22 protein-coding genes are annotated in these 20064 nt (G+C 33.5%); 13 read left to right on the top strand and 9 right to left on the bottom strand.

The annotated features are described in order from the left end of the window. Nucleotides 1-130: 130 nt before the first annotated feature. From OA93_RS17045 to OA93_RS17065, 5 genes are read left to right on the top strand one after another with little or no spacing between them, the layout of a single operon-like run. Nucleotides 131-601 (top strand): hypothetical protein, encoded by a 471-nt coding sequence (locus OA93_RS17045; protein ID WP_039114755.1) that lies wholly within the window; start codon nt 131-133, stop codon nt 599-601. A 1-nt stretch (nt 602) separates the two neighbouring features. Beyond that, complete coding sequence (locus tag OA93_RS17050; protein ID WP_131474498.1) at nt 603-1106, top strand: hypothetical protein; 504 nt, start codon at nt 603-605, stop codon at nt 1104-1106. Between the two features lie 50 nt (nt 1107-1156). Further along, complete coding sequence (purT, locus tag OA93_RS17055) at nt 1157-2344, top strand: formate-dependent phosphoribosylglycinamide formyltransferase (protein ID WP_276203409.1); 1188 nt, start codon at nt 1157-1159, stop codon at nt 2342-2344. Nucleotides 2345-2347: 3 nt separating this feature from the next. Further along, a complete protein-coding gene (locus OA93_RS17060; protein WP_039114760.1) occupies nt 2348-2665 on the top strand; it encodes a DUF6370 family protein in 318 nt (105 codons plus the stop codon). Further along, on the top strand, nt 2665-3240 hold the full coding sequence (locus OA93_RS17065) for a Crp/Fnr family transcriptional regulator (protein ID WP_039114761.1): 576 nt from the start codon (nt 2665-2667) through the stop codon (nt 3238-3240). The genes OA93_RS17060 and OA93_RS17065 overlap by 1 nt, the downstream gene beginning before the upstream one ends. A 118-nt stretch (nt 3241-3358) precedes the next feature. Here the strand turns inward: OA93_RS17065 and aceA are convergent, their stop codons facing one another. Together aceA and aceB are read right to left on the bottom strand one after the other, a co-directional pair. Then, nucleotides 3359-4639, bottom strand: coding sequence for an isocitrate lyase (aceA, locus tag OA93_RS17070; protein ID WP_039114763.1), 1281 nt, complete (start codon nt 4637-4639; stop codon nt 3359-3361). A gap of 198 nt (nt 4640-4837) precedes the next feature. Beyond that, nucleotides 4838-6439: a malate synthase A gene (gene aceB, locus OA93_RS17075; RefSeq protein WP_039114765.1), complete on the bottom strand. Its 1602-nt coding sequence runs from the start codon at nt 6437-6439 to the stop codon at nt 4838-4840. Nucleotides 6440-6557: 118 nt separating this feature from the next. Here aceB and OA93_RS17080 point away from each other — a divergent pair, with 118 nt between their 5' ends. From OA93_RS17080 to OA93_RS17090, 3 genes are all read left to right on the top strand, one after another. Continuing rightward, on the top strand, nt 6558-8039 hold the full coding sequence (locus tag OA93_RS17080; protein WP_039114767.1) for an XRE family transcriptional regulator: 1482 nt from the start codon (nt 6558-6560) through the stop codon (nt 8037-8039). 491 nt (nt 8040-8530) lie between these two features. Next, nucleotides 8531-9253 carry a pirin family protein gene (locus tag OA93_RS17085; protein WP_039114769.1) on the top strand — a complete coding sequence of 241 codons (723 nt, stop codon included), beginning with the start codon at nt 8531-8533 and terminating at the stop codon, nt 9251-9253. A 47-nt stretch (nt 9254-9300) separates the two neighbouring features. Continuing rightward, complete coding sequence (locus OA93_RS17090) at nt 9301-9831, top strand: YceI family protein (protein WP_039114771.1); 531 nt, start codon at nt 9301-9303, stop codon at nt 9829-9831. 213 nt (nt 9832-10044) lie between these two features. Here the strand turns inward: OA93_RS17090 and OA93_RS17095 are convergent, their stop codons facing one another. Beyond that, entirely contained in the window at nt 10045-10908 is an 864-nt protein-coding gene (locus OA93_RS17095; protein ID WP_039114772.1) for an AraC family transcriptional regulator, read from the bottom strand. Nucleotides 10909-11006: 98 nt separating this feature from the next. On the opposite strand from OA93_RS17095, the gene OA93_RS17100 reads away from it, so the two are divergent. The 4 genes from OA93_RS17100 to OA93_RS17115 all read left to right on the top strand — a co-directional run bounded on the left by OA93_RS17100 (nt 11007) and on the right by OA93_RS17115 (nt 13442). Further along, nucleotides 11007-11369, top strand: coding sequence for a DUF983 domain-containing protein (locus OA93_RS17100; protein WP_039114773.1), 363 nt, complete (start codon nt 11007-11009; stop codon nt 11367-11369). A 75-nt stretch (nt 11370-11444) separates the two neighbouring features. Beyond that, on the top strand, nt 11445-12320 hold the full coding sequence (gene fabD, locus OA93_RS17105) for an ACP S-malonyltransferase (RefSeq protein ID WP_039114774.1): 876 nt from the start codon (nt 11445-11447) through the stop codon (nt 12318-12320). A 160-nt stretch (nt 12321-12480) separates the two neighbouring features. Continuing rightward, nucleotides 12481-12807 (top strand): LytTR family DNA-binding domain-containing protein, encoded by a 327-nt coding sequence (locus OA93_RS17110; RefSeq protein ID WP_039114775.1) that lies wholly within the window; start codon nt 12481-12483, stop codon nt 12805-12807. A 113-nt stretch (nt 12808-12920) separates the two neighbouring features. Beyond that, nucleotides 12921-13442 (top strand): hypothetical protein, encoded by a 522-nt coding sequence (locus OA93_RS17115; protein ID WP_240474750.1) that lies wholly within the window; start codon nt 12921-12923, stop codon nt 13440-13442. 120 nt (nt 13443-13562) lie between these two features. Here the strand turns inward: OA93_RS17115 and OA93_RS17120 are convergent, their stop codons facing one another. The 6 genes from OA93_RS17120 to OA93_RS17145 all read right to left on the bottom strand — a co-directional run bounded on the left by OA93_RS17120 (nt 13563) and on the right by OA93_RS17145 (nt 18648). Next, entirely contained in the window at nt 13563-14762 is a 1200-nt protein-coding gene (locus OA93_RS17120; protein ID WP_039114776.1) for a glycerophosphodiester phosphodiesterase, read from the bottom strand. Nucleotides 14763-14856: 94 nt separating this feature from the next. Next, nucleotides 14857-15183, bottom strand: coding sequence for a hypothetical protein (locus tag OA93_RS17125; protein WP_131474499.1), 327 nt, complete (start codon nt 15181-15183; stop codon nt 14857-14859). After that, nucleotides 15168-15362, bottom strand: coding sequence for a hypothetical protein (locus OA93_RS17130; protein ID WP_039114779.1), 195 nt, complete (start codon nt 15360-15362; stop codon nt 15168-15170). Before OA93_RS17130 ends, OA93_RS17125 begins: the two co-directional genes overlap by 16 nt. Nucleotides 15363-15469: 107 nt before the next feature. Next, entirely contained in the window at nt 15470-16375 is a 906-nt protein-coding gene (locus OA93_RS17135; protein WP_039114780.1) for an EamA family transporter, read from the bottom strand. 83 nt (nt 16376-16458) lie between these two features. Further along, nucleotides 16459-17481: a UDP-glucose 4-epimerase GalE gene (gene galE / locus OA93_RS17140; protein WP_039114781.1), complete on the bottom strand. Its 1023-nt coding sequence runs from the start codon at nt 17479-17481 to the stop codon at nt 16459-16461. A 36-nt stretch (nt 17482-17517) separates the two neighbouring features. Next, on the bottom strand, nt 17518-18648 hold the full coding sequence (locus OA93_RS17145; protein WP_039114782.1) for a DegT/DnrJ/EryC1/StrS family aminotransferase: 1131 nt from the start codon (nt 18646-18648) through the stop codon (nt 17518-17520). Nucleotides 18649-18813: 165 nt separating this feature from the next. Here OA93_RS17145 and OA93_RS17150 point away from each other — a divergent pair, with 165 nt between their 5' ends. Continuing rightward, the gene (locus OA93_RS17150; protein WP_039114783.1) at nt 18814-20040 is read left to right on the top strand and encodes a glycosyltransferase N-terminal domain-containing protein; all 1227 of its coding nucleotides are present in this window, start codon (nt 18814-18816) and stop codon (nt 20038-20040) included. Nucleotides 20041-20064 lie beyond the last annotated feature (24 nt).

Genomic DNA, 20064 nt, shown 5'->3' on the forward strand with positions numbered 1-20064 from the left:
TGTAGAGACGCACCGCAGTGCGTCTACACACAGTATTACGACACAACCAACAATTAAATATGTCAAATCTGTAAAATCTCCGCGAGAATAAATTCCATTTTTTTATCTTTACTCTCAAAACTAAACCCAAATGGCACTAAATAATAGCATAACAAAACATTCGATTATTGCTGGAATTTTTGTGTGTGCTATATTTCCGTTGCTAATCTTCTCCGAAAGTTATTTTATTGACCTTTGTGTCAAAATATGTGATTTTGGTATTTTTTGGAATCCAATTTTCTGGGGAATTCTATTTCCATCATTCATCATTTTTCTATTTTGGAATACAGCTAAAAAAATAAGTCATTCATTAAACCAAATAACATATTTTCAGGCTTGCTCACAATTCTCATTTGCAGTAAGCATAAAAATCATAATAGCTCTTTTTATACTTTATATAATTGGACAGTTTGTTAATGGGATTTCTGTTGTATTACATTCCCAAATTTATGATCAAATTGTTTTTTCAATACTAATGATATTATTTTTATCATTTCTATTAATGATATTCACTTTTATTAGCAGTTTAGTAATTGTGAAACTTAATCAGAAAAACTCATAATTTGACCAGCAACGACATATATTACAGAAGGTGGATACGGTTAATAGGCGCCATTTCTACTTTCTTTGCTTTGATAAGTTTCTTTCCTGCTATAGGCGATATTTGTACTATTCTATATTACAACGACACTTATATTAACTACGATAAATATCAAAAGAAACACATTGTAATGGATTCTTTAGCATATTTTGCACCTGATCCTGAATCCAGAGTTGATGGTTACTCTAAAGATCTTGATAATTATAACACAATTATTTTACTCAATAAGTCCAGAAATGAAGAAAGTGTAACAGATTCAATAGGAAAAACTCATCTTTATGTATGGCATAGAAAAGGGATAGATTTTGCTTATCCGGCAAAAAAAGAAGACAAAACCCTTCCGGCAAGAAAAATCTTTTATCAAAAAGCAACAATTCCTTTCTTTTGGCTTTTCTCCATTCTAATTACTTTCATAATGCATAAAATCATAAAAAAAAGTAAACTTTTTAAAGGATTTGATCATTAGAATTTTTGAATTGGTAATGAACAAGCAAGATTTAATCAAATTGACTATTTTTGTTTAGAACATCACAAAACTCCAAAATGAAAATACTACTCCTAGGTTCAGGCGAATTAGGCAAAGAATTTACCATCGCTGCACAACGAATCGGACAAACCATAATTGCTGTAGATAGTTACGAAAATGCTCCGGCAATGCAAGTTGCACACGGCTTTGAAGTAATCAATATGCTCGATGGCGAGGCCCTTGACAAAATCGTAGCCAAACACAAACCCGATTTTATAGTTCCAGAGATAGAAGCCATTCGTACCGAGCGATTTTACGATTACGAGAAACAAGGCATTACAGTAGTTCCATCTGCGAAAGCGGCAAACTACACCATGAATCGCAAAGCCATTCGTGATTTAGCAGCCAAAGAACTAGGACTTAAAACTGCCAAATATCAATATGCGACCTCAGCTTCAGCACTACAAAAAGCGGTTCAGGAAGTAGGAATGCCATGCGTTGTAAAACCTTTAATGTCTTCTTCAGGAAAAGGGCAATCGACTATAAAAACCCAAGATGACATCCTAAAAGCTTGGGATTATGCTGTAGCAGGTTCACGCGGAGATGTTATCGAGGTAATTGTAGAAGCGTTTATAAACTTCGATTCAGAGATTACACTTTTAACAATTACTCAAAATAATAATCCAACCTTATTTTGTGCACCAATAGGTCACCGCCAAGAACGTGGCGATTATCAGGAAAGTTGGCAACCCGCCCGAGTATCCGATAAAGATTTATATGAAGCCCAAGATATGGCCGAAAAAATAACTGAAGCTTTGGGAGGCGCAGGTCTTTTTGGAGTAGAATTTTTCTTAACCAACGAAGGAGTTTATTTCTCTGAACTTTCACCTCGCCCACACGATACCGGAATGGTAACTTTAGCAGGAACACAAAACTTCAACGAGTTTGAATTGCATTTACGTGCTATTTTAAGTTTACCAATTTTCGAAATAACCTTAGAAAAAGCTGGAGCAAGCGCAGTAATTCTAGCCTCTGGAGAATCAAACAATCCAACTTATATCGGAATCGAAAAAGTTGCTGCATTACCTAAAACCGACTTCCGTATCTTTGGGAAACCAACTTCAAGGCCTTACCGCCGTATGGGAGTTGTTTTATCAAACGACATTCTGGAAACACCGATTGAAGAAGTGGTCGAAAGAGCAAAAAAAACCGCACAATTAATAACTGTAATTTTATAAAAGATGAAAAAATTAGTATTCTTAGCATTTCTATTCTTAAGTATCACAATCAATGCACAAGACAAAAAAACCACCGAAAAACCTCAAATTGTAGAAACAGCTTGTGGAGAATGTCAATTTGGGATGAAAGGAAATAGCTGTGATTTAGCTGTTCGCATAGACGGAAAATCTTATTTCGTAGATGGAACTACTATAGACGAACATGGCGATGCACATGCAAAAGATGGTTTTTGTAATACAATCCGTAAAGCAGCAGTAACTGGAAAAATAGAAAACAACCGTTATAAAGTAACTACGTTTACATTGGTAAAAAGCAACTAATGGAATTAATTCTAGAAAACATTGCCAAACATGTTTCGCTAACTCCCGAAGAACAAGCTCATTTTTTATCCAAAACTGAAACCCGTTTCTACAAAGCCAAAACGATTTTATTAAACGCAGGAAATGTTTGTAAAGAATCTTATTTTATAAACTCAGGAATCATTCGAAGTTTTAATATCAATGACAATATTGTAGAACATGTATTGAGTTTTTCTTGTCAAGGATGGTGGATAAGCGATATGTATAGCCTTATTACTCAAAAACCAGGACAACTATTTATTGAAGTTGTAGAAGATGCCGAAGTTGTCGTTCTTAGCAAAGAAAACCAAGAACAACTGTATTTTGATATTCCAAAATTAGAACGCTTTTTCAGGATTTTAACCGAGAATTCATTGGTTGCCAATCAGCAACGCTTAATGGATAATCTAAGTTTATCTGCCGAAGAACGTTTTGAAAAATTCTGCGCCAAATATCCAACACTAATCCAGAAAGTACCTCAAAAACAAATTGCTTCTTTCATCGGCGTTACACCCGAATTTTTTAGCAAAATGAAAGCAAGACTTTTAAAGAAATAGTTTTTTTTTATTTAACCATTAAGACATTAAGAAAAATTAAGCTTTGGCCTTAATGAAACTTAATATCTTAATGGTTAAAATTTTAAAATTCTCTTAATATTGAACTAATTTTATTGAATTAAAACTGCTCCACTTCAGTAGAATGTTTCATTGCAGTAGTTGTAGATTTACCTATCGTTACTGTATTTTGTACAGCATCAAAATAAGAAGTTCCTACGAAAGCTTGGTGTTTTACAGCTCTAAATCCGCTACTTTGTAAAGCAAATTCTTTTTCCTGTAATTCAGAATATCCCGCCATTCCTCTTTCTTTATATGCTTTAGACAATTCGAACATACTTGTATTTAAAGCATGGAATCCTGCCAACGTAATAAATTGGAATTTATATCCCATTGCAGCCAAGTCTTCTCTAAACGTTTCCATCTCGGCAACAGATAATTTAGCAGCCCAATTAAATGATGGAGAACAGTTATAAGCTAGCATTTTATCAGGAAATTGTTCACGCATAGCATCAGCAAACTTTTTAGCATATACCAAATCCGGATTACTGGTTTCCATCCAGATTAAATCAGCATAAGGCGCATAACTTAATCCCCTTGCAATCCCTTGATCGATTCCGCTATTTACATAAAAGAAACCTTCATTAGTTTTTTCGCCAGTAATAAACGGAGCATCTCTGGGATCTACATCGCTCGTTAATAAATTTGCCGCATCAGCATCTGTTCTTGCTACAATAAGAGTTGGCGTTCCCATAACATCTGCTGCTAGTCTTGCTGCTACCAGTTTATTAATAGCTTCCTGAGTCGGTACTAAAACTTTCCCTCCAAGATGTCCACACTTTTTTGCAGAACTCAATTGATCTTCAAAATGAACTCCAGAAGCTCCAGACTCAATCATAGATTTCATTAGTTCGAATGCATTTAAGTTTCCTCCAAAACCAGCTTCGGCATCAGCAACAATAGGCACTAAATAATCTTTTTTATCCTGAACTCCATTAACAACCTGAATTTGATCAGCTCTTAATAAAGCATTGTTTATTTTCTTAACCACCATAGGCACACTATTTACAGGATAAAGAGATTGATCAGGATACATTTCGCCAGCCAAATTAGCATCTGCAGCGACTTGCCATCCACTCAAATAAATAGCTTCTAAACCTGCATCAACTTCTTGTATCGCCTGATTACCGGTTAAGGCACCTAATCCTGCTACAAAATCTTGACTTTTAAGTTTTCTCCATAATTTTTGAGCGCCCATTTTGGCAATAGAATGTTCTATTTCGTAAGACCCTTGTAAAGTAACCACTTCAGTTGCTGTGTAAGGTCGTTCTACTCCTGCCCATCTTGGGTTTGTTAACCAATCGTTGATCAATTCCTGAATTCTGTCTTCTGTTGTTTTCATAGTATAGTTATTTGGGTTGTTAGTAAGTAAAAAAGTTTGCAGTTACGGTTTGCAGTTTTCTACAGAGTCTCAAAAAAGTTTTTTTTATTGCTACTCTGATTTTTTTAAAACCCATAGATTTTAAATTAAAAATCTGCGTTACCTGCTAAATCTGCGTGAAAAAATATTTTTAATTTTTAATTCTCAATTTTTAATTCATTATAGATATTTGTAACATGGGATAGTAAGAAAGTTTTCAAAGTCGAGAGTTACAACCAACCTTTCTAGTACTTTTTCAGCCAAAGGAAACCAGCGTTTTTCATAGTTTTCTTCGCCCAATTCCTTTTTAATTTTACTGAATTCATCTAAAGCTAATTTGTGATAATAGGCAAGATTCAACTGCTTTCCATTATCCAAAACCACTTTGTTATATAACCATTGCCACAATTGCGATCTCGAAATCTCTGCTGTTGCCGCATCTTCCATTAAATTATGTATAGCCGCTGCACCTTGTCCGTTAAGCCAGGAAGCCAGATACAAAACTCCTACATTAATATTTTTTCGAACTCCTTCTTCAGTTATAGTACCATTTGGCACTTCAAGCAAATCTTGCTCGGTAATTGTAAGATGCGGTCTTGCTATATGAATCTGATTTGGTGTTGGCATTCCTGCATCAAATATCTCTTTTGCTAATGAAACCAAATCTGGATGTGCTACCCATGTTCCGTCGTGACCGTTACGAACCTCACGCTCTTTATCGGCTTTTACTTTCGCGAAAGCGATAGCATTGGCTTCATCATTATTCTTAATCGGAATTTGAGCTGCCATTCCCCCAATTGCGTGGATTCCTCTTTTGTGACATCTCTGGATTACCAAATTAGAATACGCTTTCATGAAAGGCGAAGTCATATTTACCTGATCTCTATCTGGAACCAAAAACGAAGGATGTTTATGGAATTTCTTTATGTATGAAAAAATATAATCCCAACGACCACAATTAAGTCCAACGATGTGATTTTTTAATTCGAAAATAATTTCGTCCAATTGAAAACTTGCCGTTATCGTCTCTATAAGAACAGTTACTTTAATCGTTCCCTGAGGAATTCTTAAATAGTTCTGAGTAAACTCAATAACATTGTTCCACCAACGTGCTTCTAGATAATGTTCTAATTTTGGGATATAGAAATAAGGAGCAGTTCCGTTTTCAAGTAATTTTTTATGATTATGAAAAACATACAAACCAAAATCTACCAATGATCCCGAAACTTCCTGACCTTCTACCAGAACATGTTTCTCATTAAGATGTATTCCTCTAGGTCGAACAATTAAAGTCGCGATATTTTCATTTAACTGATAGGTTTTGTTTTTAACCTCATCAGTCAAACTGATAGTTTTATTTACAGCATCGATTAAGTTTACTTGTCCGCTCATTAAATTTCCCCATGTTGGAGAAGTACTATCTTCAAAATCGGCCATGAATGTTTTCGCACCAGAATTAAGGGCATTGATAATCATTTTTCTATCAACTGGCCCTGTAATCTCTACTCTCCTATCCAATAAATCTTCAGGAATGGATCCTGCTGTCCAATTATCTTCTCTGACTAATTTAGTTTCAACTGGAAAAGTTGGCATGACGCCTTGATCAAATAAAATTTGTTTCTGCTCTCTCTGAAACAGTAATAGTTTACGTTGAGAATCAAATTTTCGATGCAATTCTGTTATAAAAGCTACTGCTTCATCTGTCCAGATAGCAGTATAAGAATTGTTTTTTTCGGCTAAAAACTCCATTGCCGTCTCTGTAATTTCCAATTGGTTTTTCATAGCTAATACATTTTATACGACAATGTTATAAAAAAGTTTAATACAAAACAAGCGAACGTTCGCTAAATATTAAAAATATTTTTTTGGCGATTATTTTTATAATGCGTATTTTTGAGTTATGGACATTGAAAAAGACTATATCAAGCTTATTTTCGGACTTAAATTAAAACAGGTTCGCACGCAAAAAAACCTTTCGTTATTTGGCTTAGCCAAACTCACGAACCTTTCTAAATCCTATTTGAACGAAATAGAAAAAGGAAAGAAATATCCGAAGACTGATAAGATTTTACTCTTGTGCGAAAATCTTGACATAAGTTACGATCAAATGGTTTCTTTGAAACTAGATAACAACTTAGCACCGATAGGCGAAATTTTAAAATCTGGTATTTTAAAAGAAATTCCGTTAGAGCTTTTTGGAATCCATGAAAACGATTTGATTGATATTATTGCTAATGCTCCTGCAAAAGTCAATGCCTTTATTAGCACCATAATAGAAATTGCACAACACTATAATTTAAGTCGGGAAAGTTTTTTCTTGGCATCATTGCGTTCCTACCAAGAAGCACACACAAATTACTTTGAAGATTTAGAAAATAAAGTAGTTGCTTTCTCAAAATCATTCCAGATTAATCTTGAGAATCAAATTTCAACTTTGGAATTAAGTGCCATTCTAAAAGAAGAATACGGCTATACAATTAAAGAACTCTTCTTTAAAGATCAGGAAGCTTTGGGCGATTTACGATCTATTTATGTTCCTAAAAGCAAAACTTTATTACTCTCTAAAGAAATAGATGATCCCCAAAGGGCTTTTATATTAGCCAAAGAAATAGCTTATAACTACTTAGAGATAACCGACAGATTATTAACCTTCAGCTGGATAAAGTTTGATAATTTTGATCAGGTCTTGCATAATTTTTACGCTTCCTATTTTGCCGGAGCATTATTACTGCCTAGGAAATTATTAATAGACGACATTAATCTTTTCTTAACCAAAGAGCATCCAAGACCTGAAGAGTTTGTTGCTTTAATCGAAAAATTTAATGTTTCGCCTGAATCATTTTACCAGAGATTAACCAATCTTTTACCAAAGGATTTTCATTTAAAGAATTTATTCTTCCTGAGAATGTCCCATCATATAGGCTCGGGAACGTATCAAATAAAAAAAGAGCTTCATATTACCAATCAGCAAGAACCCCATGCTAATGAAATGAATGAGCATTATTGCCGCCGATGGGTTTCTATTAAAACAATTGACGAAGCGATTAAACAAAACAAAGCGCATTTCTTTGACGCTCAAATTTCGAGTTATGAGAATAGCGGAAACGAATATTTAGTTTTTTCATCGGCTACCAAAGATCCTTTTGTAGAAAACTGTATCCGAAGTATTTCGGTTGGAATTTTGATTACTCCAGCCATGAAAAAGAAATTCAAATTTATAGAAGCTAAACCAGTCGTAAAACAAATAGTTGGGGTTACTTGCGAAACTTGTGCTGTTAAAAATTGCTTAGAAAGAGCCTCGCCTCCAACACAACTTGAAAACAAGAAACGCCATGAAAACACCGATTTAGTTGTACAACAGTATATAGCGAAATATAGTTAAATTAGATTTCTAGACTTCTTAGACATTAGACTTCTTAGATTTTCACACAATCTTATCTTCTCGTTTTCACACAATCTTGTCTTCTCGACGAAGGAGAGATCTCCGCGAGAAACTCGACAAAGATTAGCAATATTGCAAGCATAGAATGGATAAAAAACCGTCCAACGTAAGTAGCTCGGCAAGGATTGGGAATATTACTTTGTGGCCCTTCGACTTCGCTCAGGACGACAATATTGCGGCTAGTTTATGCTGCTTTATACGATAAAATAAGTCTTTGTTTCTTTATCACTCAGAACCTTAGAGCCTCAGCAACTCAGTCCCGAAACTTCGGGATTGCCTCTTTGCCTCTTTGTCTCTTTGAACCTTTGCCCCTCTGAACCTCAAAAAAACCCTTGAACCTCAAAAAAATCATTTCTTAATCTAGGTTAAGTGCTCTCCCTTTCCTTTGGTTGTAAATTTGCCCTATCAAATAACAACAAACACAAACAATCATGGAAAATATAGTAATACACAAAGCCGAAACTCGTGGAAATGCAAACCACGGTTGGTTAAATGCATATCACAGTTTTAGTTTCGCAACCTATTACGATTCAGAGCGCATACAATTTGGAGCACTCCGAGTTTTAAACGATGACACTATTGCTGCAGGAATGGGTTTTGGCACGCATCCTCACGATAATATGGAGATTATTACCATTCCGCTAGAAGGAGATTTAGCTCATAAAGACAGCATGGGAAATACCGAAATCATTAAACATGGAGATATCCAGGTAATGAGTGCCGGAACAGGGATTCAGCATAGTGAGTTTAATCCAAACGCAGATAAACAAACTAAATTATTACAGATTTGGTTGTTCCCAAACAAACGCAATGTAACTCCTCGTTACCAACAAATTTCTTTAAAAACAGAAGACAGACATAATAAATTACAACAAGTATTATCTCCGAATCCTGATGATGCTGGAGTTTGGATTCATCAAGACGCTTGGTTTCATATGGGGAATTTTGACGCTGGAACCACAACAGAATATTCGGTTAAAAAAGAAGGAAACGGTTTATATGCTTTTATTTTAAAAGGAAACGTAACCATCAACGGGCAAGAATTAAATACTCGTGATGCTATAGGAATCAAAGATTTTAAAACAGCAAATATTACAGCAAATACCGATGCGGAATTTTTATTAATGGAAATTCCGATGCAAGTAAATTATTAATTCAACATTATAGAAAACTATTATTTAATAAATAAAAACAAAAAATTATGGCAACTACAAAATGGGCAATTGACCCAACACACTCAGAAATTGGTTTTAAAGTAAAACACATGATGTTTACTAATGTTTCAGGTAAGTTTAATGACTATGAAGCTACTATTGCAAGCAATGAGAATAACTTTGAGAACGCAGCGATTACTTTTTCTGCAGACATCAAATCTATTGATACTGGAAACACAGATAGAGACAATCATTTAAGAAGTGCTGATTTCTTTGATATAGAAAATAGTCCAAAAATGACTTTTAAATCTAGTTCATTTACAAAAATAGACGATGGTAATTACGAACTTACTGGTAATTTAGACATCAGAGGTGTTGAAAAACAAGTTAAACTTCCGGTAGAATTTAGCGGAATCATGACTGACCCATGGGGAAACACAAAAGTTGGTTTGAATATTACAGGAAAAATCAACCGTAAAGATTGGGGATTAAACTGGAACTCAGCATTAGAAGCTGGTGGAGTTTTAGTAAGCGATGATGTTCGTTTGAATATCGAATTGCAATTTGCAAAACAATAATTACCCCTACATAAATTTTAGTATTTAATTTGGTTAAAACCCTATGCTTTGAAAGAAGTATAGGGTTTTGTTTTTTGTGTTTTCTAAACAACACCGAATGTTTGCGGGGCTTCGCCTCCGCTCAGCCTGACAACCGTTTTCATCTTGCTTCTTGCTTCTTTCAGCCCTCATCTTACTTCTCTTATCTTGCTTCTCTCACCTCTCAAAAAAAAGCTACTTCTTCAAATTCCTAAACTCGGTTGGCGATAAGTTGGTATATTTTTTAAAGACTCTAGAGAAATACGAATAATCATCATACCCAACTTCTTCTGCAATTTCATTTACTGCTAGTTGTTTATCAATTAGCATTCTTTTTATCTCCAAAACAACTCGGTCTGTAATTACTTCTGTCGCAGTTTTTTTTAAAATATCATTACATATTCTATTAAGATGCTTTAAGGTAATATGTAATTGTTCGGCGTAAAATGAAGGCGATTTATTAGTCTTAAAATGAAGTTCCAAAAGCTCTTCAAATTTCTTTATTTTTATGTTATAAGGATGTACTTCATGAACATCAGAATCATCATATTTCCTTGCAATTTCTATATGAATTGAATCTAAAAGATTAAGCATTTTATCCAACTGGTATTTATTCTTCTGCTTACTTTCTCGCATTAACAACTCAAAATAAGGCGCAATTCCTTTTATAGAATCGGCATCAAAATAAACTTGAGGTTTATTATTTATCGAACTGTAAAAAGCATAATCATTGATTTTTTTTTGACCAAAATACAGGTTGTACATTTCCTGAGAGAAGATTACAACATATCCTTCAATATCTTGTGCTAAACTCCAAAAATGGATTTGTCCGGGCTGAAGCAAAAACAAACTTCCTTTTTTTATATCAAATCTATCAAAATCAATCTCATGAATTCCAGAACCATCCGTAAACAAAACCATTAAATAGGAATCATGACGATGTGGCTTCTCGACAAAACTGTGTGTTTTTAAATGTTCGGTAAACGAATTAACATAAAAATCACTCCTCGTATCATTACAACTAAAATTGGTAACGCTATAAATTGGATACTTTTTCATGCTATAAATGTCTTTATTGTGCTATAATAAGCGAAGATATAAAAACAGAATTGAAAACCAGCGCGGTATCTTTGTATATAATAAAAAATGAATCAATTATGTCATATATGATCACCCATGTTTTAAGAAATGAATGTCCTAATTGTCACAAAGGAAAAGTTCTAGATGAGAAAAATATATTTTTCACATTCAAATTTCCAAAAATGCACAAAACTTGTAGTGAATGTGGTTTTAAATTCGAGAAAGAACCTGGTTTCTTTTTTGGCGCCATGTATATGAGCTATGGACTAACTGTAGCACAAGGCATTGCTACTTATTGCATTGCTCAATTTTTCTTTGAAAAAAATTTCGATTTAAGAATCATTCCAATTATTGCCGTAGTGATTATTGCTTTTTCTTTCTTTAATATCCGACTTTCGAGATTGTTATGGATTTACATGTTTAAGAATTATTCAAGCTAAAAAAATAGTATTTTTGTCTTTCAATTGAAACTAATTTTTCAATCTTAGAATCACTAAATTTTTAAATTAAAAGAAATGAAAGCATACGTATTTCCAGGTCAAGGTGCACAATTTACAGGAATGGGCAAAGACTTATATGAAAATTCGGCTTTAGCCAAAGAATTATTTGAAAGAGCTAATGAAATATTAGGTTTCAGAATCACAGATATCATGTTCGAAGGTACTGCCGAAGAACTAAAAGAAACCAAAGTAACCCAGCCTGCTGTATTCTTGCATTCGGTTATTTTAGCCAAAACTTTGGGAGAAGATTTTAAACCAGAAATGGTAGCAGGTCATTCTTTAGGAGAATTTTCTGCTCTAGTTGCAAACGGTACTTTATCTTTTGAAGACGGATTAAAATTAGTTTCTCAACGTGCTTTGGCAATGCAAAAAGCATGCGAAATTACTCCATCTACAATGGCTGCAGTTTTAGGATTAGCAGATAACGTAGTGGAAGAAGTTTGTGCTTCGATAGACGGAATTGTAGTTGCTGCAAACTATAACTGTCCTGGACAATTAGTGATTTCTGGCGAAACTACTGCTGTTGAAAAAGCTTGTGAAGCAATGAAAGCTGCTGGTGCAAAACGTGCTTTAATATTACCTGTTGGTGGAGCTTTTCACTCACCAATGATGGAGCCTGCAAGAGAAGAATTAGCTGCTGCGATTGAAGCAACAACTTTCTCTACTCCTATTTGCCCAGTATATCAAAACGTAACTGCAAGTGCAGTTTCTGATGCAAACGAAATAAAAAAGAATTTAATCATTCAGCTTACAGCTCCTGTAAAATGGACACAATCTGTACAACAAATGATTGCTGATGGTGCTACTTTATTTACAGAAGTAGGTCCAGGAAAAGTTTTAGCTGGATTAATTGGAAAAATTGATAAAGAAGCTGTTACGGCGAATGCATAATTTTAAGTAGTAGTTACAGTTTTAAGTAGTCAGTCTAAAAATTGTCAATACAAATAGAATCCTCACAAGCATATGTTTGTGGGGATTTTTTTATTATCCACACCATCAATACAATAGTATTTATGTAATTTTGAAAATCCACACAAATCACAAAACCATAATGACGTCCGAAGAATTTACTTTCATAAAAACCGATAAAAAGATAATTAAACTATACTTTGATACTATCGCTGTCATTACTGGTTTAGGGAATTATGTACAAATAATAACTGTAGATAACACAAAATACACCTATTACAAATCTCTAAAAGAATTAATAGATGTATTACCCAAAGAATTTATGAGAGTTCATAATTCATCAATAGTCAATTTAACTAATATCGACAGCATAGAAGATAACCATATTATTGCCAAGGGAAACAAAATCACCATTGGCAAAACCTACAAAGAATGTCTAAATACTGCTCTCGATAAATTTATGTTATAACCATCTATATAAAAAAACAAGCAGTATGTGTAGTATTTACACACTACTGTATAAAATAGTTTCATGTGCTTTATACTTTGTTTTCATTTGCCTGAACATTAAACAATTCAGTAATGATTAAAGCAATTTTAAAAATCACACTAGCTATTATTATGACTACACAAATTTCGAATGCACAAAAATATCCTCTAAAGGAAGATGTAGCTACTATTAATGGAATTATGAAAGCTACTTATGAGGCAGTTTCTGGAGAAGCTGGCGAAAAAAGACAATGGGAACGCGACCTTTCACTTCATGATTCAAATGCTATCTATTCTTTTCCATTAGAAAACGCCGCAGGAAAACTACAACATACTACTATGTCTCTTAAAGAGTTTCACAAAGAAACGGATGATATGGTTGCAAAAACAGCTTTCTATGAAAATGAAATAAACAGAGAAGTTCGTGTGTTTGGAAATATTGCGCACGTTTGGAGCACTTACGAAACTCGATTAGTAAAAAACGGTCCTGTTGCCCGAAGAGGCATTAACAGTATACAACTTTATTATAACGAAGGAAGATGGTGGATTATATCCTGGATTTTTGATAAAGAAAAAGAAAACCAAAAAATCCCGCAAACTTTCGATCCGAAATAACAACTCTACATTATCCTAACAGGTTTTAAAAACCTGTTAGGATATTAGAATATACATTATATCATACCTACAAGACTTAAAAAACACCTTGCAGAATTAGAGTTCATATCAAAAAGCAAATTATCTCGCCTGAACAGCTGTATCTGTAAAATCAGAAAACACACCATCCAATCCTAATTTATAGAAAGCCTGATATTCTAAAGTTGGGTTATTCTTATAATTACTCAACAATCGTTTCCCTTCATTTCTAAACGTATAAGCATGTACTAACAATCCTTTTTTATGCGCATCTGAAATTAAAGTTGTTGGCGACAACGCTTCTTTATCAGCATCATCTACTTTCCCGTCGGCATTTATATCATCAGCCTTTCCATCTTTATTTACATCTGTTCCTTTATAAGGAATAATAAAAGGCTTCCAAGGACCGATACCATTTGCATATGTTTTAACAAAATCCAAACCTTCCTGAGTTCTAAAAAATCCGTAATCTCTAGTGTCTCCTTTTAAATGCCAATCATACGGTTTTCCATCAGAAATAATCTCTCCTTCGGGAACTGTAAAAATCAAATCACCATTTAAAGCCACATCATAGCAACTTAACAACTGGATAATTTTAACTGTTGATTTACTTCTGATATATTGCAAATTAGAAACTTCAAACGACTGAATATAAACTGGAGATGAAGCACTGTTCCAACCTTCCGCAGTTAACATCTCTAATAATTTATCTGTGATTTTTAAACCTAATGCTTCATGAAAAGAAGGGTGTTTTGTTTCAGGATAAATCCCTATAACACGTCCTGATTGTGCTGATTTCTGTTTTGCCAAAGCAATAACTTCTGCAAATGTTGGAATCGAATATTTATTATTATACGCTTGAGAACGCTCCGCAAAAGCTTGTTTTGCTTTTAATTGTTTTATTTCTGCCAAAGTAAAATCAGAAACAAACCAATCGGTTATCATTGCACCATCAATATTTTTGGTAGTTTTTTTAGAAGCAAAAGCTGGAATTTCTGACACATTTGTAGTTCCGGATAACATTGGTTCATGACGAACTACTAGTTGTCCATCTTTCGTCATTACTAAATCGGGCTCTATAAAATCGGCTCCCATTTCTATAGCTTTTGTATATCCTTCGATTGTATGCTCTGGCAAATAACCCGATGCACCACGATGAGCTACTACAATAGGATTTGCCCCTGTTAAAGTTGGATATTTTCCATTTTCGGGCGTTTGATTATCATCATTCATATCACAAGCCAATAACAAAATTACAGCACTTAAGAAAATTGTACTTTTTAAAATTTGAAATGAGTTCATAGTTTATATTTTTAGCAAATAAATGCCATTTTCACTCAACAAACGTTAGCACTGAGTTAAGTATCAGTTATATAATTTTACAATAAAAATAGATTTACAAAACATTTGCTTCTTCGCAATGATTATTTAAAATTCCCGTAATCAAGAAGTTTTCATTCTGCTTTTCGAAGAAAATAAACCATGTAGTTCTTTTATTTACTTTATAGAAAATGTAATTTGAACCTAAATATTGTATTCTTTTAGGAGTTATTCTATGCTGACTTGATTTAATATTTCCAGAAACAAAATCATAAATATTCAAAACATACTCTTCAGCTGTTTCTATAAAACCAAAATAGTCATTTTTATATAAAACACGAACCAAATCATCTAAATAACTAATTACATGTGATGTGTAAGCAAGCATTATTTTCCCCACCACTCACGTATTCGTTTAATAGATTCTGCTTTTGCTTCTTCGGGCGTATATCCTTTTTTCATCTCTTCATCAAAATCAAAAGTAGCCCTGTCGATTCCCTTAAATTTAACTTTAGAAACCTCATATTCAACCGAAGGTTCTTCGACTTTATTTATTTTGGAGTTTTCTTTTTTAGCATTCATGATAAATTTATTTAACAGTCAAATTTACAACATTTTACACCAAACAAAAAATCCCAAACTATCATAAATAATAATTTGGGATTCCTATTTAATTAGAAACAAGATTTTTATACAATCTTTTTTTCTTTCTTTTTATAATTGATAATAAAAACGCCTGATATAATAAGTGCCGTAGCAATAATAAAATCGACAGTGATTACTTCATCCAACAACAACCACCCCAGAAAAACTGCAATTATAGTATTAAAGTAAGACAAAATAGAAACCTGAATAGCCGTTACTCGTTTTAAAGCATAATGATAGGAGAAAAAAGCAAGTATAGACCCAAAAACAGACAAATACAAAGCTGCCAAAATACTTCTCGTACTCCATAAGCTCACATCTGGATTTGGAGAAAAAATAAATGCCAAAACCAACTGAACCAAAGTAGCAATTGTAAACTGATAAAATAAATTCAGCGTAATATTATTCGATTTATGAGCGTGAGTCTTTGTATAAATTGTACCTGCCGCCCAACCTAAAATTGCTAAACTCATAAATATAAGTCCGTGTTGGTAATTAGAATCTAAAAATGAACCAAGTCCATCTTTAAAAATAAAAACAACTCCTGTAAAACCAATTATTACTCCTATAACACCTTTTAAGCTTGGTTTTTGCAATCCGAATAAAACACTTCCTATAAAAATAAGTACTGGTGATAAAGCACTCATTATAGATGCTAACCCACTCGGTAAAGTTTGTTCCGCAACTGTAGTAAAACCATTTGCAATTACAATCATTAATAAAGCTGGAATTAATTGGTGCTTAAAATTCTCCCAACCAATCCATTTTAATTCTTTTTTAAACAGTAAAATAGTCATCGCTATTAATCCTGCTAACCCCTGACGAATAGAAGTTACAAACCATGGCGGAATTGTTTCTACCGCAACCCTGATTCCTAAAAAAGTTGTTCCCCACACAATCCCTACTGTTGCCATACAGAGATATAATTTATAATCTGGCTTTTGTTGCATCGCTAATACTATGTCTTTTAAATAAAAAAGTCCCAAATTATAATGCTATAATTTGGGACTTTTAAAATACTATCTATTTTAAATTAAGAAACTTTATTTCTTATCTTTTCTTCCCATTTCCAAGCGCTCTTCATCGCTTCATCAAGCGTTGATTGAGCTTTCCACCCCAGCACATCATTAGCTTTTGCTGTATTTGCATAGGCCTCGGTAATATCACCTTCTCTTCGCGCTACAATTTTGTATGGTAATTTTTTATCACTTACTTTTTCAAAGCTTGTAATCACCTCAAGAACAGAACTTCCTTTTCCTGTACCCAGATTAAATGTTTCTACTTTATCCAGATTCTTTTTATTCAACAATCTTTGCAGAGCCACAACATGCGCTTTTGCTAAATCAACGACATGAATATAATCACGAACACAAGTACCATCAGTTGTAGGATAATCATCTCCATAAACTGATAATTCCTGACGCAATCCGATTCCGGTTTGTGTAATAAAAGGAACTAAATTTTGAGGAACTCCAATTGGTAACTCTCCTATTTCTGTTGATGGATGCGCTCCAATCGGGTTAAAATAACGCAATAAAATAGCATTGATATTAGTTGCTTTTGCAGTATCTCTAATAATTTCTTCGCCAATTTTCTTGGTATTTCCATAAGGAGATATTGGTTGTTGCACAGGAGCATCTTCTGTAATTGGCATTTTTTCGGCTTGACCGTAAACCGTACAAGAAGAACTAAATATAAAACTAGCTTCAGGTTTTTGCTGTAACTCTTGTAAAAGATACACCAAACTACTAATATTGTTTTCGTAGTACAAAAGTGGATTTTCAACACTTTCTCCAACCGCTTTTGATGCCGCAAAATGAATTACCCCAGTAACATCATTATATTTCTTAAAGAAGTTTTGCACTGCAGTCTTTTCTCTTAAATCTAATTTTTCGAATAAAGGCGTTTTACCTGTAATGGCTACAATACCTTTTAAAACATCTTCTGAAGAATTAGAAAGATTATCAATTATTACAACTTCAAAGCCTTCATTTTGCAATTCGACTACGGTATGTGAACCGATAAATCCTAATCCCCCTGTTACTAATACTTTCATTTCTTGGTTATTTTTTGGCTATTTATTTAGTCTGGTTTATTTTAAAAACTCAATTACACTATCGGTAATGAATTTAATTTGCTCATCGTCAAGCTCAGTATGCATTGGCAACGACAATACTTCTTGCACCAATTGATTAGTTACTGGGAAATATTCTTCTTTATAACGAACATCTACATATGCTTTTTGTGAATGCAACGGAATTGGATAATAAATTGCACAAGGAATTCCTTTATCCTGTAAATGTTGCAACAATCCGTTTCTGTCTGCATTTATAATTCGCAAAGTATATTGATGAAAAACATGGTCATTTTCGTTAGCATTAAATGAAGGCGTAATAATGTTAGCATGACCTGCTAATGCAGCATTATACTTTGTTGCTGCTTCACGACGTGCTTTATTATATTCATCTAATAATGGAAGTTTTACGTTTAAAACTCCTGCCTGAATACTATCTAAACGTGAATTTACACCCACTACATCATGATGGTAACGCTCATACATTCCGTGATTTACAATTCCACGAATAATGTGTGCCAAAGCATCATCATTTGTAAAAATTGCTCCACCATCTCCATAACAACCTAAATTTTTAGATGGAAAGAAAGAAGTTGCAGCTACATGCCCCATAACTCCTACTTTAGTTTTAACACCAGATTTAGAAACATAATCAGCTCCTATTGCTTGTGCATTATCTTCGATTACATACAAATTATGTTCCTTGGCAAGATCCATAATTGCATCCATATTAGCAGCACGTCCGAACAAATGTACCGGAACGATTGCTTTAGTTTTTGGAGTAATTGCTTTTTTAATTGCATCGATAGAAATGTTCATACTATCCATCTCAACATCTACTAAAACTGGAGTTAATTGCAACAAAGCAATCACCTCTACAGTTGCTGCAAAAGTAAAATCGGCAGTAATAACTTCATCTCCTGGTTTTAAATCCAACCCCATCATTGCGATTTGCAATGCATCTGTACCGTTTGCACAAGGAATAACATGTTTTACTCCTAAATAGGCTTCAAGATTTTTTTGGAATTCATGAACTAATGGTCCATTAATATATGTATTTGTATCTAAAACGTCTTGAATTGAAGCATTTACAGCTACTTTTATTTTATCATATTGACTTTTTAAGTCAACCATTTGAATTTTTTTCATTTCGATATTCTAATTTAAAGTTTGCGTTCCCGAATAAAGAAAGCCACATTTCTATTGACCTTCAAAATAATACTTCCGAAAACGAGCAACAAAAATAGTTATTTAATGAGTTTAAACCAATGAAAATAATTGAAAGAAACGTATTTTAGCCCCAAATATTTAACTATGCTTTTTCTATACAATATAATCGTTTTTGTTGTAGCCTTTTTATTAAAAATAGTAGCCCTTTTTAGTCCAAAAATCAGACTTTTTGTAAACGGAAGAAAAGATGTTTTTACTATCCTTAAAGAAAAGATAAAACCTTCAGACAAAACGATTTGGTTTCACGCTGCTTCACTAGGCGAATACGAGCAAGGATTACCCGTTATTGAAAAAGTAAAAGAAAAATACCCTTCCCATAAAATCATTGTTACTTTTTTTTCCCCTTCAGGTTATGAAGTAAGAAAGAATAATACTGTTGCCGATGTAACGCTTTATTTACCATTGGACACTAAATATAATGCTAAGCAATTTCTAAAACTTGCTCACCCAGAAATGGTATTCTTTATCAAATATGAATTCTGGCTAAACTACCTTAATGAACTAAAGAAAAACAATATCCCTACTTATTTAGTTTCGGGAATTTTTAGAGACAATCAGATATTCTTTAAATGGTATGGTGGTTTTTATAAAAAAGCGCTTGATGCCTTTACTTATTTTTTTGTTCAAAACGAAAACTCCAAAAACAAAATCGAATCTATCGGATATAAGAACGTAATTATTTCGGGTGATACCCGATTTGATCGTGTTGTTGCTATTTTGGAACGTGATAATACTTTAGATTTTATTGCTGAGTTTAAAAACAATACAACTACTATTGTTATTGGCAGTTCATGGCCTAAGGACGAAGTTTTACTAACAGAATATATCAATACTACCCAAGAGCGTGTAAAATTTATTATCGCTCCACATAATATCAAACCAGAACAAATTACAAGTCTGCAACAATCTATTACTAAGAAGACAATTCTGTTTTCTGAAAAAGAAGGCAAGAACCTAGCAGATTATGATGTATTTATAATTGACACTATCGGAATATTAACCAAGATATATAGCTACGCAACGATTGCTTATGTAGGCGGTGGTTTCGGAAATCCGGGTGTTCATAATATTCTCGAGCCTGCAACTTTTGGTCTTCCTATTATAATTGGACCAAATTATTCCCATTTTGCCGAAGCCACAGAACTTGTACAATTAGGAGGCTGCATATCTATTACTACTACGGAAGAACTGAAAAAAGAATTTAACAACCTTATTACAGATAAAAACCACCTTAACGAGAAAGGATTAATTTGTAAGTCTTACGTTCAAAACAAGAAGGGAGCTACCGATAAAATTATGAGTACTATTTAATCTCTCTCCCTAAATTATCATAAA

The sequence above is a fragment of the Flavobacterium sp. KMS genome (assembly GCF_000813005.1).
Lineage (GTDB): Bacteria > Bacteroidota > Bacteroidia > Flavobacteriales > Flavobacteriaceae > Flavobacterium.